13 protein-coding genes and 2 pseudogenes are annotated in these 13,717 nt (G+C 66.5%); 6 read left to right on the top strand and 9 right to left on the bottom strand.

Features of this window, described 5'->3' with window-relative positions; translation table 11 throughout:
- Position 1: 1 nt before the first annotated feature.
- A complete protein-coding gene (gene cas7g / locus Pph01_RS34215) occupies positions 2-1,216 on the bottom strand; it encodes a type I-G CRISPR-associated RAMP protein Csb1/Cas7g (protein ID WP_204077351.1) in 1,215 nt (404 codons plus the stop codon).
- A 476-nt stretch (positions 1,217-1,692) separates the two neighbouring features.
- Here cas7g and Pph01_RS34210 point away from each other — a divergent pair, with 476 nt between their 5' ends.
- Together Pph01_RS34210 and Pph01_RS34205 are read left to right on the top strand one after the other, a co-directional pair.
- Complete coding sequence (locus tag Pph01_RS34210) at positions 1,693-1,872, top strand: hypothetical protein (protein ID WP_204077350.1); 180 nt, start codon at positions 1,693-1,695, stop codon at positions 1,870-1,872.
- A gap of 103 nt (positions 1,873-1,975) precedes the next feature.
- A complete protein-coding gene (locus Pph01_RS34205) occupies positions 1,976-3,598 on the top strand; it encodes an AbiJ-related protein (RefSeq protein WP_204077349.1) in 1,623 nt (540 codons plus the stop codon).
- Between the two features lie 78 nt (positions 3,599-3,676).
- Here Pph01_RS34205 and Pph01_RS34200 read toward each other — a convergent pair whose 3' ends face one another.
- The gene (locus Pph01_RS34200; protein WP_204077348.1) at positions 3,677-4,228 is read right to left on the bottom strand and encodes a hypothetical protein; all 552 of its coding nucleotides are present in this window, start codon (positions 4,226-4,228) and stop codon (positions 3,677-3,679) included.
- A gap of 186 nt (positions 4,229-4,414) precedes the next feature.
- Here Pph01_RS34200 and Pph01_RS34195 point away from each other — a divergent pair, with 186 nt between their 5' ends.
- Complete coding sequence (locus Pph01_RS34195) at positions 4,415-5,233, top strand: helix-turn-helix transcriptional regulator (protein ID WP_204077347.1); 819 nt, start codon at positions 4,415-4,417, stop codon at positions 5,231-5,233.
- 122 nt (positions 5,234-5,355) lie between these two features.
- On the opposite strand, the gene Pph01_RS34190 is transcribed toward Pph01_RS34195, so the two are convergent.
- Entirely contained in the window at positions 5,356-5,901 is a 546-nt protein-coding gene (locus Pph01_RS34190; protein ID WP_204077346.1) for an NUDIX hydrolase, read from the bottom strand.
- A 1,201-nt stretch (positions 5,902-7,102) separates the two neighbouring features.
- Between Pph01_RS34190 and Pph01_RS34185 the strand changes: the two genes are divergently transcribed.
- Positions 7,103-7,534: a hypothetical protein gene (locus Pph01_RS34185; protein ID WP_204077345.1), complete on the top strand. Its 432-nt coding sequence runs from the start codon at positions 7,103-7,105 to the stop codon at positions 7,532-7,534.
- A 293-nt stretch (positions 7,535-7,827) separates the two neighbouring features.
- Here Pph01_RS34185 and Pph01_RS34180 read toward each other — a convergent pair whose 3' ends face one another.
- The 5 genes and pseudogenes from Pph01_RS34180 to Pph01_RS43845 all read right to left on the bottom strand — a co-directional run.
- Positions 7,828-8,175, bottom strand: coding sequence for a hypothetical protein (locus Pph01_RS34180; protein ID WP_204077344.1), 348 nt, complete (start codon positions 8,173-8,175; stop codon positions 7,828-7,830).
- 183 nt (positions 8,176-8,358) lie between these two features.
- Complete coding sequence (locus Pph01_RS34175) at positions 8,359-8,973, bottom strand: TetR/AcrR family transcriptional regulator (RefSeq protein ID WP_204077343.1); 615 nt, start codon at positions 8,971-8,973, stop codon at positions 8,359-8,361.
- The gene (locus Pph01_RS34170; protein WP_204077342.1) at positions 8,973-9,821 is read right to left on the bottom strand and encodes an oxidoreductase; all 849 of its coding nucleotides are present in this window, start codon (positions 9,819-9,821) and stop codon (positions 8,973-8,975) included. Before Pph01_RS34170 ends, Pph01_RS34175 begins: the two co-directional genes overlap by 1 nt.
- Before the next feature lie 288 nt (positions 9,822-10,109).
- Positions 10,110-10,595 carry a recombinase family protein gene (locus Pph01_RS34165; protein WP_204077341.1) on the bottom strand — a complete coding sequence of 162 codons (486 nt, stop codon included), beginning with the start codon at positions 10,593-10,595 and terminating at the stop codon, positions 10,110-10,112.
- 55 nt (positions 10,596-10,650) lie between these two features.
- Positions 10,651-10,776, bottom strand: a pseudogene (locus Pph01_RS43845) (zinc finger domain-containing protein); the annotation flags it as partial.
- Positions 10,777-10,981: 205 nt separating this feature from the next.
- Here Pph01_RS43845 and Pph01_RS34160 point away from each other — a divergent pair.
- Positions 10,982-11,447: pseudogene (locus Pph01_RS34160) on the top strand (transposase); the annotation flags it as partial.
- A gap of 513 nt (positions 11,448-11,960) precedes the next feature.
- Positions 11,961-12,809, top strand: a complete 849-nt coding sequence (locus Pph01_RS34155; protein WP_204077339.1) for a tryptophan 2,3-dioxygenase — start codon at positions 11,961-11,963, stop codon at positions 12,807-12,809.
- A 120-nt stretch (positions 12,810-12,929) separates the two neighbouring features.
- Here the strand turns inward: Pph01_RS34155 and Pph01_RS34150 are convergent, their stop codons facing one another.
- Positions 12,930-13,601, bottom strand: coding sequence for a nitroreductase family protein (locus Pph01_RS34150; RefSeq protein WP_204077338.1), 672 nt, complete (start codon positions 13,599-13,601; stop codon positions 12,930-12,932).
- Positions 13,602-13,717: the final 116 nt, after the last annotated feature.

The raw sequence follows: 13,717 nt of genomic DNA, 5'->3' as shown, positions 1-13,717 counted from the left end.
ATCACTCCTCGTCGGCCGCGTCACCGGCCACGGCGCCCGCGACGATCGCGGGGTTTCCGTCGACCTCCAGCACCGGACCGTTCCACTGGACGCCAGCCTCCTGCTCGGCGTGCGCCAACGCCTCCGCCAGCAGGGCGTCCGCCTCCTTGATGCCGAGCGGCTCGAGACTGATCGTCTGGCCGCCGCGCTGATCCAGCGTCACCCTGGTGCCATCCGCCTCGACCAGGTCGCAGTTGGCCCGCAGATACAGCTCCGCGTCCGAGCGGGCCAGCCCGTTGAGCGCCAACGCCGCCAGCAGCGCCCTGCACGCCTGGTCGCCCTGCGCCCCGGCGCCGAACCGCATCTGCCGCAGCGTGGCGAACGACAGCACATGGCTTCGGATGATCCGCTCGCATGCGACGCCGGCCAACTGGCTGAGCGCGGGCGGGATACCACCCAAGCCCACGGGCGACGCCGAGATCGGGGCCTTGTCCTTGGTCGCCTTGTCTGCCGCCTTGAGCAGGTCGTTCGCCTTCTTCGCGCTCAACTCGCCGTACTGGCGCTCCACGATCTCCCGCAGATCCTTGCCGGACAGCAGCATCTGCATGCCGACGCCATCCACACGGGCGCCACCACGCAGTGACGGCTCCCGCTCGCGGCAGAACCCGATGATCTCCCCCACCAGAGCGCTACGCCAGCGACCCTGCCGCGCCCTTCTGCTCGAATCCCAACCCCCGTACACCAGCGTGATCGGGCTGGCATCCAGCAACGCCCGCGCGTTCGCCGGCGAGGCATCGCGGATCGCACGGTATTCCGGCAGGTCAGTGACCGGGACCCCATCCTTCGTAGCGGCGCGGATGTGCCCGTCGTATGCCCTGTGCGGAAGGGTGAGATCCGAGTACTTCTCCACCCGCCCATCGACCACGTACGTGACGACGATTCGCGGCATCCGCGATAAGACGGGGTTCCCATCCTCGATGGCCAGCGCCAACCCGGCCTCCGCCCGGTTGAGTTGGCTCTGCTTCGAATCGATGATCACCGCGGTTCGCAGATCTTCGTCGAGGTATCGCCGCTCGTAGGCGTACACGCTCTCCTTCCCCCGTGGGGCCGCGAACTTGGCGGGCGCCACCGCCTGATGGCCCCCTCCCGCAGGAGCGAGTTCGGTGGTCGATGTGAGACAGCTACCGCCTCCTGGGGCAGTGGCGCCCAGCAGCGTGTCCAACGTGATCGGAGACATCGGTTCCTCCTTGACTGAGACGGAATGTCGCCCCCGGCTGCTATCACCGGAGGTGCGAGATGAAGGACCCGCGAAGCGGGCGAAGAACTGTCCCGGATAGCCAAGCGGCGACGAGAGACCTGGATGAAAGCGGGATCGAGGTGACCGTATCCGAGACCAAGGGGCGATGAGAGGTATTCCGGAAATCTCTCACCGATGCAGGCGAATCCGCGTGTGGAAGTGCGGCGTTGGCCACGCACCGGCCGATCCCTTGAAGACAGGTTTTCCTGGTTCCGCGTAATACCGGCTCCCCCAGACGCTTGAGATTCTCCGGCCGATATATACGAAGTTGTACCAATCGCCGCCGAATCCCGCTTTCGTCATGACTTGCCACCGAACGGCCAAAACGGTCCCGAAGGACGCTAACGCGGCGCGGCTATTGGACGATCTGCGTAGTGACCGGCGTCAGGACCTTCGACGCCGAAAGTAGGGCTTGCATGGCTGAAGACAGCAAGTCCGCCCGGTACAGCGAACACCTGGACGTTCTGCTTGCGTTGCTTACCTATTTCGGCCTCGCGGAGTGCCGCAGCCGCTCTCCGTATGGCCTGGCCAGAGACCCCGGCCTCAGCATGCCGATGGTCAAAGTCGGCCGCTTGAAGGTCGTTCAGCCCACGTAAGGCAAGTAGATTGGCCGCGCGACCGTCCGGGGGCTCAAGTGCTTGGAAGCGCGGCTCAGCAAACCTTTGTCCGAGATCAGAGTGGCCAGGGGATAATGAGGCGATGCTTCCCGGTAATCCCTTCCTAAAGGGTTTCAGCCAGACGCCGAACGGGACGATCTTCGATTCCGCGCGGGTGGAGCAGCTGCGCAAGGGACCGTTAGGGGACCTCGCCGACGTCGACGCCGCGTCAGCGCTGGCCCGTCTGAGCTGGGACGAGCTGCTGGAATACGGCACCGAGCAGAAGAACCTCCGGCTGGACAACGCCGAGATCGCCGTCGCGTTGAGGGCTCTGCGTGCTGTCCTGGGGCGTCTTCGTATCGTGTTCGACCCGCCATTTCGCGACCAGGTCGGTTTCCATCAGTACTGGAAGAGCCGGGGAATGTCGGATGCGGGAGGTTGGGCGAAGCGGCGGGCCTACCTCGCCGGCCTGTTCGAGCCGGTGCTCGCCCGGTTGGAGACCATCGAGGACCTGCAGACCGGGCAGCAAGCCGACCGCGATGGCACTGCCGTCCAGATCACGGAGGTCACCCGCCGTAGGCTCATCGACGGTCTCGACGCAGTCCGCAAGAAGATCATGGATGAGCTGGCGGAGGCGGGCGCCCCGGTTGGGCTCCCGGATCTGTTTTGGTGGGGCACGCTCGACGAGGTCGCCTTTCTCGACCGCTTGTACGACCTGGACCGGATGCCGAGCCTCGACCCCCGGTACGCCACCGCCCGCTTGGACCTCATCCAGCACTGCATCAACAACGACGACTTCCCCGCCGACTGGATCTACCGGGACGAGCGGTTCGGCATCGGCGCGCACGATGGGCGGCTCCTGCGGTTCCTAGTCGAGACCCTTCACCCCGTGGTGCGTCCCGAGCAGGTCGAGGTCCGGCATCTGCACGCCTTCTACAACTCCGTCCTTGCCCATGACGGGTACGAGCTCGTCCAGGTCGACCAGATCAGCGGGGCGCCGATCTTCGCCAGCCGCAGGATCGGCGGTGGTGTCTCCGGGACGATGAAGAACATAATCTTCGCCGCGGACGGGCCCAAACCCGAGATCGTGCTCGGGGACGCGGTGAACAATGACATCCGGATCGTGCGCAATGCCGATAACTGCCTGGTCTACGACAGGCCCCTGAACCCCGAGGGGCTCACCTGGGCCGACCTGCTGTCCTGGTGGCGCGCCCGCCAATCCCTCTCCACCGAGGTGTCCGATCTCGATGCCGGACGAGATCTGTGCAATCGGCTATGGAGGTCCCTGGCGAGCAAACCCGAGCAGGTCCTCTTCCGCGCCTACGCCCAGGCCTATCTCCTGCGCGAGGACACCAGTCGCTGCCCCGCCCTTATCCCGCAGGTGTACCTGCACTACGACCCGCAGACCCGAAGGCAGCGAGGCGGCAAGGACAGCATGCTGGGACGCGGGCGCATGGATTTCCTGCTGCTCCTGCCGCACAGTACCCGTGTCGTCCTGGAAGTCGACGGCCAGCAGCACTACGCCGACGGCATGGAGGCAGGCGCGGCCGCCTCACCCCACCTGTACTCCAAGATGGCCGCCGAAGACCGGGCGCTGCGGCTCAAGGGGTATGAGGTGTACCGGTTCGGCGGCCACGAGCTGACCAGGAACGAGGCCGCGGTCACCGCGATGCTCCAGAACTTCTTCGAAGCCCTACTCGCCAAGCACCCTTTCATGGCGCCCTGATCCGACCGACCGCCCTCACCAAAACAAGGTTGGGCTGGAGGCGCGTCACGAGGACTGCAAGCCCTCGCGGGGAGCGTTTCAGAAGCCGGGCTTGTCGGTGAAGAGGTCGGCCAGCCCGGCGCGAAGAACAGGATGCAAGGTGCGCACCGCGACACCGTCCCTGCGTACTGGGCCGACGGCTACATCCCGCCTCGATGAAGGCGGCGCCCGAGAAACGCCGCGACCGGAGAAGCCGAGGTCGCGGATGCGGGCGGCGCCCAAGAGCGCCGCGACCTGAAGCGGTGTCCAAGTCCGGCAAGGGCACGCGGACCGAGCCTCGATGAAGGGCGGCACCCAGGAGCGCCGTGACGTCTCCGGACATAGCCTGGTCCATGCTGCACACCGAGCCTCGATGAAGGGCGGCGCCAACGGACGCCGCGATCGAAGACCACCCGGATCTACACGAACCACGTCAACACGCCTCGATGAAGGCCTGAAGGTCGGCGCCAACAAGCGCCGCGACATGAATTCCTTCAGCGTGGTCTTCATGCAACGGCCCGTCACCTCGACCAGGTCCGCCAGGTCGACATCGGCCACCACCTCCGCAGGCGTGCGGCAGTACGCGATCAGGTAGCGGCGGCCGCCCACCATCCGGAGACCCGCAGCCGCTGCCGACCGTCAAGGTTGATCGCTTCGACCTCATACCCGTTCGGGCCGACCATCCCTAACACCACCCGGTCAGGCTAGGAAACGCCAGGTCAGCCCTAGGCAAAGCGGGAGCTGCACCGGAACCCCGCCCTTTTGCGGTCTTGACCTGCGATTTTCTACCCTGTCGACATGCCAAGCCCTCTAGGTGAGTTCCTTCGCGCTCGGCGCCAGCTCACGACCCCTGACCAGGTGGGGCTTGTGCGCGTTGGCGACCGTCGCCGGACGCCGGGATTGCGCCGCGATGAAGTGGCCTCGCTCGCTGGTGTCAGCATGGACTACTACACCCGGCTCGAGCAGGGGCGCGAACGCCGCCCGTCAGACCAAGTGCTTGACGCCCTGGCGAGAGTCCTGCACCTCGACCCTGAGGCCAGTGAGCACCTCCACGAACTCGCGCGGCCCCGGACGTCTGGAGCGGGTGGCCGGAGCAACTGTGTTTCCCCGAACCTGCTGCGATTCATTGAGGGATGCGACCACGCGCTGGCTTTCGTGGTGAATCGCCGGTTGGACTTCGTGGCCAAGAATCGGCTGACAAAAGTTCTCCACGAAGGGTTTGACGACAACGACAACGTGCTGCGGAGGATCTTCCTCAACCCGGCGGCACGCGAGTTCTACGTGGACTGGGAACGGGAGGCCTCCCACTTCGTAGCCCACCTGCGCGCCGTGGCAGGGACCGGCCGCGACGACCCGTTCGTGCTCGAGCTGGTCGAGGAGCTCTCGCGCAAAAGCGAGGACTTCCGCCGGATGTGGGCTCGCCACGACGTCCAGACCAGGACTCAAGTGTTCATGCGCTTCCGCCACCGTCAAGTCGGCGAAATGACCCTTTACCTTGAGACGCTCCGCCTTACCAGCGCTCCCGGCCACATTTTCATCATCGGTCAGGCGGAACCCGGCAGCCCATCCGCGCATGCCCTCGCCGAGCTGGGTCGGCTCGCCGCTACGACTGGATGATTTCAAAGCGATGTGCGGATCTTACGCGGAAGCCCTGCCGCCGAAGAAGGGCGGGCGGGGCCGCACGACGGACGCCCCGCACCCCCTGACCAACGGGGATGCGGGGCGCCGTCGGGGGAAGGTCACGCGTAGGCGGCGACCTTCCCTGTGAGCCGGACCGTGTGGAGGTCGCCCGGGTCGCGCCAGGCGAATGCGGTCACCTCCTCCAACTGGAGACGCACATCTGTGTCACGGCTCCAGAAGGCGTAGCGGAGATCGGCGTGCCAGTGCGCCGGCTCCCCCTTGGCAGGATTGGCGGGGATCTCGTGCACGTCGATGTCGAGCGGCGTTGTGTCGAGCGCCGGCGGGGAGACGGCCTGCTGCCACGGGATGCTGGTCTCCTCCTCGAGCTCGCGCAGTGCGGCGCCGACCAGGCTGGCGTCGTGCTGCTCGATGTGGCCGCCTGGGAGCAGCCACGGGTCCAGGGCCCGGCGGTGCAGCATCAGGACCTGGCCACGGTCGTTGACGACGGCCGCTCCGCACGTGACGTGCGGCGGGATCGTGGAGCGGGACGCGAGGTCGCCGCTGCCGTCGAGCGCCTCGGTGAGCCGGGCCAGCGGCTCGGCCTCCTCGGGGAAGCGGGCCAGGTATCGGGCGACGGTGTCGCGGATCTCAGCGTGGCTGGTCATGACCCTCCATCGAAGTAGCTGAGCCACTGGGTGGCAACCTGCTGTCGGATATCGGCGGGAACCTCGTGCATGCCCGTGTCGTGCTCGCGTGAGGCGAGCAGGGCGAGGGCGGCGATGATGTCGGCTTAGACGAGGTAGATGAATGCGCCCACGGACGCGCCATGGAGGAAGTTCACGGCGTTGCCGTCGGCGAGTACGTAGAAGTAGTGGCCGGTACGGCTGTACCGAGTGACGTGGTCCTCAACCTGGTTCCCGCCGTACAGGGCGTTGAGCGCGGCCAGCTCCAGTTCGTCGGAGCTGGTGACCGAGGCGATGTAAGCGCTGTTGGCAACGCGGGCGAAGTCCTCTTCGCGGAGCGGGCAGCGGCCCGAGCTGGGCCATCATCGGCGTGTACGGAGGGAGTGAGCCCACAATCGTCCTGGTACCCCAACCGGAGATCGGTACAGAGCAGAGAGACCCTGGGCTGGGCATGACCCCGTCTCCAGGGCCGCCCGATCACCCGGTCTCGGTGGCTGAGCGAGTTCGCATTCGGGCTTGCCATGGTCGCCATCCCAAGCGGCGCTCCGGAACATCAGGGCTCCCGACGCGACCACCTGCATCTGGCCTAGAGCCAGATCGGACGGCACAGCGCGGCACCTGCGCGCCGTGCTCCGGTCGCGCGAACGGCCCCCGCCTCCTCTCTCCATGAGGGCGGGGGCCCTGCTGGCAGATTCCTCTCGAGCGCCCGCCGCTCCCCCCGAATGGCGTGCGCTCGCCACGAAGATCCCCGTTTTGGCACCTACCGATACCGATGGCCTGGGCAAGGCCTGATCAAGGACCGCGTTGCCCCCAGTGTCTTACAGGGCCTGTGCCTGATGACCTTCGTCCCCGGACCGCCACCCTCCAAGGGAGTGGGCTGGCACGCGTCTTTAACTACATAGCGATGTACGGCCGGTCGGCGTGACCGATTTTTGGCTTGCTGGTGGACATGTTGCAGGCAGCAGCGCTGAGGCTGTGGGTAGGGGGCGACGATGACGCGGTGGCCACGATTCGGGCCGACGTCACGATCAGCGGTCGCCCCGTTGATCGATCTCTGAGTCGTTCCGCAAGACAGCCCGGCCAGGGATTGGCAGGCCAGCCAGCCAACCAGCTAGGCCACCGATCGGTGGGCTATCCGTTCGACGGACGGCCCTACCTACTGGATTACAGAGAAGGGGTGACCATGGCGCTCACCACGAGGGTCAGACAGTTCACCGAGTCCAAGCCGTTCTATGCCTTCGCTGGCGCCGCCAGCTACGCAGTCGAGAAACTGCGCAAGGTGCCCAAGCAACTGCGCACGCGCCGTCAAGAAGTTGGCGAGACCGCGAAAGAGCTGCCGAGCAAGGCCCGCAAGACCGTCGCCGAGAACCTGCCGGAGCCGGCGCGTGAGGTCACCGACACCGTGGCTGCTCTGCTTAACGAGGTTTATGACGAACTGGCGGTCCGAGGCCGGAAGGTCGTGAAGCAGGTGAGCGGAGATGCCGCCCAGGAACTCGAGAAGGTCTCCGAAACCGCCCAGCCCGCGACCGCCCGCGACAAGCAGGAAGCTCCGGCCAGGAAGCCTGGCCGGCCTGCATCGCGGACCCAGCGAACCAAGACGCCGTCCAGGGTGTGAAGCAGCGCCCCGCTCTCCTCGCCGAAAGGAGAGCGGGGCATTGCGCGCACCGACGGCTCTCGGCAAGATGGAGGGCGCCCGGTCAACCCCCGAAGCCGGGCGCTTATGAAGCGTCTCACCAGGTACCCAAACGAGTCGGCCTGTAGGCCGGGTACAAATTCCGCACCCTCCCACCTGCATGCTTTCGCTCCACCTCCGAAGCGACCTGCGATGACGCTTCCGTTCGTTGTCATCGCTTGCCAGCACTTTCCGGTGCCATGTGCCCCCAAAGTGCCCCCGCCGGATGCATCACGCTACGACTGATCGTGGTGGAAGACTTCGTGTAGCCAGTGATCGAAGTACCTGCGTACAGCGTCGCTGTCCCGAGGATTCAGGGCCAGCCATTCGCGGGCGGCCCGAACCATCTCGGCTTTAGCAAGGTCTTCCTCGGCTGGCTTGAGCTCCACCCAGTCGGTGAGCTCACCCCACAAGTTGTACATGCTAACCGCGTACTCGTACTCGCCGGTGGTGATGACCTCGATCGTGTCGCCCATGAATTGCAGCCCAACGTCGTGAGGGTCGTCCGCGCGAAGGAGCTGTCCCGCGAGCTCGCGGGTGTGCTCGAGATAGGCCGGCCAAACCTCATCGTCTGAGCTGCTCACGGGCCGAGAATCACACGTCGCCGTGCGCGGCCGCAAATCCTGGTGGACCGCTTCCTTATCAGGCAACGGCAACAGCTGTTCGAACTGGGCTTACAGGGTCTCCACCTGCGGAGACCGTCCACTGCTGTTCGTCAGTGTCCACGGTCATCCATCGGCGTCGTCACGCAGTCCATGCCAGATGTATCAGGCGGTCAGGCCGGCGCTGGTCAGCCAAATGTGTTCGCAGGTCGAAGATGCCTTTTGCAACTTCTCGCGGGCCTCCTGCGAGGCGTGGTAGAAAGTCCGCTCGATCATCCAGCACAGGGCGCGTGCCATCGCCGACGCCTGGTCTGGTTCGGTGCCGGCCTGAACGCCGGCTCGTTCCAGGACAGCGGTGATGGCCTCGGTGAACAAGTCAGCCGTATGGCTCCACAGCTCGCCGATCTCCGGCACGGTCAACGACAGGTCGATCGCCGTGCGCATGACCGGGCCGTGCTCGTTCCACAGCTCGACCGTGCGCTGCATGGCTGCTGCGATGGCCTGGCGCGGCTCGTCGGTCTTTGCAGTGGCCCGGGACCGCTCCCACAGGTGCTCGACGGTCCGGGCCACGAGTGCCGTGACCACTTCTTGCTTGGAGCCGAAGTAGAAGTACAGGGCGCCGCGTGTGATGCCGGCGCCCTCGGCGATGTCGCCGACGGTTATGGCGTCGTGGCCCTTTTGCGCCAGCAGAGCTTCGCAGGTGTCCAGAATGGCCCGCTCCCGGACGTCGCCCTTGCGTTCGGTGGGCCGTCGGCTCCGCGCGGGGTGGTGGCCGGGCATCAGAGCTGAGCACCTTCGGCGAAGTCGGTCGTACGGGAGAGCCTCTCCCATGCGCGGATGTCCTCGTCCACGGCCGTGCGCGCGGCGGTGACTAGTCGCAGCGCGTCCGAACCCAGGACGAGGTGGGCCGGCGGCTGGTCGACCGACGTGATGTGCACGACGGCGTCCCCGGCCTTGGCTGGATTGCCCAGCTGGTTCCCGCTTGCCTTCTGCCGCGTTTCACGGATGGGGGTGAACAGCTGGTCGTAGTCGTCGATGGACTGCGCGGCGCGTGTCATGGACCGTCCGGCCCAGTCGGTGCGGAAGGAGCCGGGCTCGATCGCCGTCACGTGGATCCCGAACTGTGCGACCTCCTTGCCCAGTGCCTCGAGGATGCCTTCCAGGGCGAACTTGCTGCCGCAGTAGGCGGACATGCCGGGCACGGCCATGAGCCCGCCCATGGAGGTGACGGCCATCAGGTGTCCGCGGCGGCGCCGGCGCATGTGGGGCAGTGCTGCCTGCAACGTGGCCACCGTCCCGAATACGTTGACCTCGAACTGCCGCCGCACCTCGGCCAGCGGGGTTTCCTCGAAGGTGCCCTCCAGGCCGTAACCGGCGTTGGCGACGACGACATCCAAAGGGCCGACGCTCTGCTCTACCTCTGTGATCACATTCGAGACGGCGTCGCCGTCAGTCACGTCCAGGATGCGGCCGTGAGCGAACCCGGGTGTGAGCCCTTCGAAGGCCCGCAGGTCCTCCTCGGAGCGGACCGTTCCAACGACAGTGTGCCCGGCGGCCAAGGCAGCTTGGGCGAAGGCACGCCCAAGGCCCGTACTGACGCCGGTGATGAGCCACTTCTGCTTCTGCATTGCTCCTCCAGAGAGGACTCGAAGGAGCTGGACTGCCCCCTTGCCTCAAACTCTACACGACGTCGATTTTTATCATCGTCGTATAGATTCTGGCCACGCCTTACGGCTCCGTCGACCGCCCCATGACGATCTTCCCCGAGCGCTGCCGGTGGGGATGATCAGGTCGGGCTGGATCTGCTCGACCGACTCGCCGTTCGCGCGGCGACGGAGCACGGTGTGGAGCATGTCGTCAGTGATGACGGGTGGCCGGCCGCCGTGCTTGCCCTTGCGGGCCGCCGCGTCGAGCCCTTACAGCGTCGACTCGCGGATGTTCTCCCGCTCGGTCTCTGCCATCGCCGCGAAGAACGCGAACGGCAGACGGCCCGGCCCGCTGGGGCCGTACATCCCGGGCAGGGGCCCGGCGAGCATCTGCAGGACCAGGCCGTGGGCGGTGAGTTCGGCGGCGTCGCGGCCGAGGCGCTTCATCTCGTACACGGTGAAGATGACCCGGCAGTGCGGGGCGTGGGCCTCGATCTGGCGGGCCGGGGCGAGAGCGGCCTCGAACTGCGGGCGGACCCGTACACGAGTGCTGATCTTCTCGGAGAACACCTTGTCGCGCGGGATACCGTGCTTGGCGAGCGCGTCAAGCTGCGACTGGAGTTCCTGGGTGAGCGTCGAGCACCGCGCGTACCCGATGCGGATGTCGGCGGTCGGGGTGTCCGGCGCGAGGGCGAGCGGGACCGGAGTGCCGGGGCGCCAGGGCTGGCCGGGCCCGCGGTCGGCGGGGGTGGGCACGTGCAGGAGCTTGGGGAGCCGGGGCCTTGGTGAAGCGGCCGGTGTGGTAGGTGCTGGCGACCGCTCCGGAGCGCGAGCGGCACGGCGACCCGTGTTCGGCCCGGCAGCGCGGGCAGGGGTAGTGCTCGACGTCGTCCGCGTCGCTCGGGGAAGCCTTTGAGGGGCCGCCAGGGCACCGGATGCCGTCACAAACGATTCTCAGAAGTGCCCCGAACCCGCCTTTGGGTGAGAACGAGTTCTGCGAACCGATCCAGTACTCCGTGATCTCCGTGCGGCCCTATTTGATCTTGCTCGGACAAAGGGTCCGTTTATGGGGTGGGAGCCGAATACGCCGGAAAGGGGTCGTGGCCGGGTGTAGCCCCTGGTCAGGAGACAGTCTGAGGTGAGCCCCCCCGCTGGGACGGGCGTTGATCGACGCTGAACTGTATCTGCCGAAGTCCTGGACTGATGATCAAGCCCGGTTGCGCCGAGGCCGGTATCCCCCAGAACACGGAGTTCGCCACCAAGCCGGTGCTGGCCCGAGCGATGCTGGCGCGCACCCTGGACGCAGGGATACCCGTGTCCTGGGTCACCGCTGATGAGGCCTACGGGCAGGACTACAAGTTCCGGCACTTCCTGGAGCTGCGCCGCCTTAACTACGTGGTCGCCGTGCCCAAGAGCCAAAGGGTCGGCGCCGACGAGGGCAGCGCGCTGTTGGGTCTCGACTCCCCTGCCGGGCGGCGGCTGGACGAGACCCGCCGGTTCTTCGCGTTCATACGCGAGGAGATCAACCGGTCGATGGCGAAGTGGCGGCGGCTCCAGGAGGCCGAACGCGAGGCCGGCTATACGACCAGCAGGATCTGGCCGAGGTAACCATCCGGCCTCTAGCAGCCGGTGGGCCTCGGCGGCCTGGTCGAGCGGCAGCCGGTGCGCGATCACGGGTTTGCCCCGGCCCCGCGGCCAGATGCAGAAGGTCGCCCTGAAACGCCTCCACGCCCGCAGGATCCACATTGTGCACTGCAGTGCTACCGCCCTGGCCATCGAACTGCCCGACGACGTCCGCATCGTCCGGCGCACCACGACTCAGTCCGGCTCGACCTCACTGCGGCGTGAGCGGATCTCCGTCGGGGCCAGCGCCCTGCTTCTGGCAACATCTCTGCCCCTTGGGCGAGGCTCGCCGTGGATACGGCCCCGAGACAAGGTGTCGGTAAGACTGCCGTCACCAGGTACACGCGATTGCGTCAACTCAAGTCAGTGGACTGTGTCAATGGAACAGTGCTCTTCGGTTCCGGACGTAGAGTTTTTGGGGGTCGGCGGACCGCAATGGTCTGCCCCTTCCATGGCAGCAGGCGAGTAGACACGTTCTCGTCGGAAGGGGGGGATCCCATGGTCACCCAATCATGGCGCGATCTGCGTCCGGAAACCGCCGTATCAGGCGAGATGAGTGGGACCACCCGCTACATCGATTACTTCCAGGTTCGGCAGCTGCACACCTTGCAGCGGCCGGTGACGGAAACTGCCTATGAGATGGCTTTCCTGATTAGTTCCCAGGTGATGGAGCTTTACTTCGGGTTGCTCTGCCATGAGCTCTCCAGGGCGCGACGCGAAGTCCTTGCTGATGATGTGCCCGCGGCCCTGCGTACTCTGAGACGTATCGTGGCTCATCTGCGTGCTCTCGAGGCCACCTGGGAGAGCTACGCGGACATGACGCCCTCGGACTGGAACCCCATCAAGGCCCAGCTCGGCAAGGGCGAAGCATCCTCGGTTCACTCGTACATGTACCGTCACCTGGCGTTCCTGCTGGGACAGAAGTCCCCGGAGATGCTGGAGCCGCACCGGTCCACGCCTCTGATTCACCAGGGGCTGCAGGACGCTCTCAGCGCGCCCAGCCTCTATGACGAGGTTCTGGCCCTGCTGCAACGGAGAGGGCTGCCGTTGCCGGACTCCACCATCCACCGCGACTTCGCCGAGCCGTATGTCGCCCAGCCTGAGGTGGAGGCTGCTTGGGCGCAGGTCTACCACGACGAATCCTTTACCGACCTGCGGGAACTCGGCGAGGCGCTGACCCAGGTCGCCGATCGCTTCAACCGGTGGAAGCAAGTACATCTGACGGTGACCATGCGCACCTTCGGCGCCAAACCGGGCTACTACCACACGCCAGCTGTCGGCTGGCTACACAACAGCCTGGACCAGACGGTCTTCCCCGAACTGTGGAGCGCGCGCACGGCCATGTGACCGCTTTGGGGGCAGGTTTAAGCCCTACCGCAGGGCGCGGGCGGCGGCCCAGTCCTCTTTGCCGGCCGGGAACGCGGCCGGTCCCGGCCGCTGGACGCTCAGGCCCCGGCCGCTGGACGCTCAGGCCCCGGCCTGAGGGCTCCACAGGGGGTCCGGGATCTCCACGCCGAACGGCTGGTCCCAGTGGTCCCGGGAGGCCACCTCGTGAACGGGACGGCGGTTGGCCGCCACTCCCCATCTGCCCAGCGGGTAGCCGAAGGCCAGCATCGTCGTCATCCGCCAGCCCTGCTCGACGGGGACGCCTAGCAGCTTGGTGACCTCGTCCTCGGCGTACCGCAGGACGAGGGTCATGACGCCGCCGACGCCCTCGGCTCGGGCGGCCAGGAACGCGTTCCAGATCGCGGGATAGGTGTTCGCCCCGCCGAGGTCGTCGACGGCGAAGACGAAGATCAGCAGCGGGATCTCTTCGAAGTGGTCGGTGAAGTAGTCACCGGACGCCTTGATCTTCCGCATCGCCTCGGCGTGGTCCTCGCCGGTCTCGTGCAGAGCCTTTCCCAGGGCGGCCGACGCGGGATCCTCGTACTCCAGCCGCCGGCACCGCCGGTAGATCTCGTGCAGCCTCGCCTTGATCTTCGGGTCCTCGACGACGAGGAAGTGCCAGCGCTGCGCGTTCCCTCCGCTGGGCGCGCGGATCGCCGCGTCGAGGATGCGGCACTGCGTCTCCAGCGGAACGGGGTCGGGCCGCATCCGCCGCATCATCCGCGTCGTGTAGAGCGCTTCGTGGACGTCCACTGGGCATCCCCCCTCGGATGATCTGGCCTCAGATCGTCCCAGGTCAACGTGGGCTCTTGCCCGGCCGAGCCCTTCCATGAAGGCTCATGCCCAGTATCCCACGGTCGCTCAGCGCA

Source organism: Planotetraspora phitsanulokensis, assembly GCF_016863295.1.
Lineage (GTDB): Bacteria > Actinomycetota > Actinomycetes > Streptosporangiales > Streptosporangiaceae > Planotetraspora > Planotetraspora phitsanulokensis.
This window is presented reverse-complemented; position numbering and strand designations above follow the sequence as displayed.

Bases quoted from the DNA above. Each gene is read 5' to 3' on its own strand.
- Pph01_RS34200 (WP_204077348.1), bottom strand. From the start codon at position 4,228: ATGGTGGGCGGCCGCCGCTACCTGATCGCGTACTGCCGCACGCCTGCG.
- cas7g (WP_204077351.1), bottom strand. From the start codon at position 1,216: ATGTCTCCGATCACGTTGGACACGCTGCTGGGCGCCACTGCCCCAGGA.
- Pph01_RS34190 (WP_204077346.1), bottom strand. From the start codon at position 5,901: ATGACCAGCCACGCTGAGATCCGCGACACCGTCGCCCGATACCTGGCC.
- Pph01_RS34170 (WP_204077342.1), bottom strand. From the start codon at position 9,821: ATGCAGAAGCAGAAGTGGCTCATCACCGGCGTCAGTACGGGCCTTGGG.
- Pph01_RS34185 (WP_204077345.1), top strand. From the start codon at position 7,103: ATGGCGCTCACCACGAGGGTCAGACAGTTCACCGAGTCCAAGCCGTTC.
- Pph01_RS34195 (WP_204077347.1), top strand. From the start codon at position 4,415: ATGCCAAGCCCTCTAGGTGAGTTCCTTCGCGCTCGGCGCCAGCTCACG.
- Pph01_RS34175 (WP_204077343.1), bottom strand. From the start codon at position 8,973: ATGCCCGGCCACCACCCCGCGCGGAGCCGACGGCCCACCGAACGCAAG.
- Pph01_RS34210 (WP_204077350.1), top strand. From the start codon at position 1,693: ATGGCTGAAGACAGCAAGTCCGCCCGGTACAGCGAACACCTGGACGTT.
- Pph01_RS34205 (WP_204077349.1), top strand. From the start codon at position 1,976: ATGCTTCCCGGTAATCCCTTCCTAAAGGGTTTCAGCCAGACGCCGAAC.
- Pph01_RS34155 (WP_204077339.1), top strand. From the start codon at position 11,961: ATGGTCACCCAATCATGGCGCGATCTGCGTCCGGAAACCGCCGTATCA.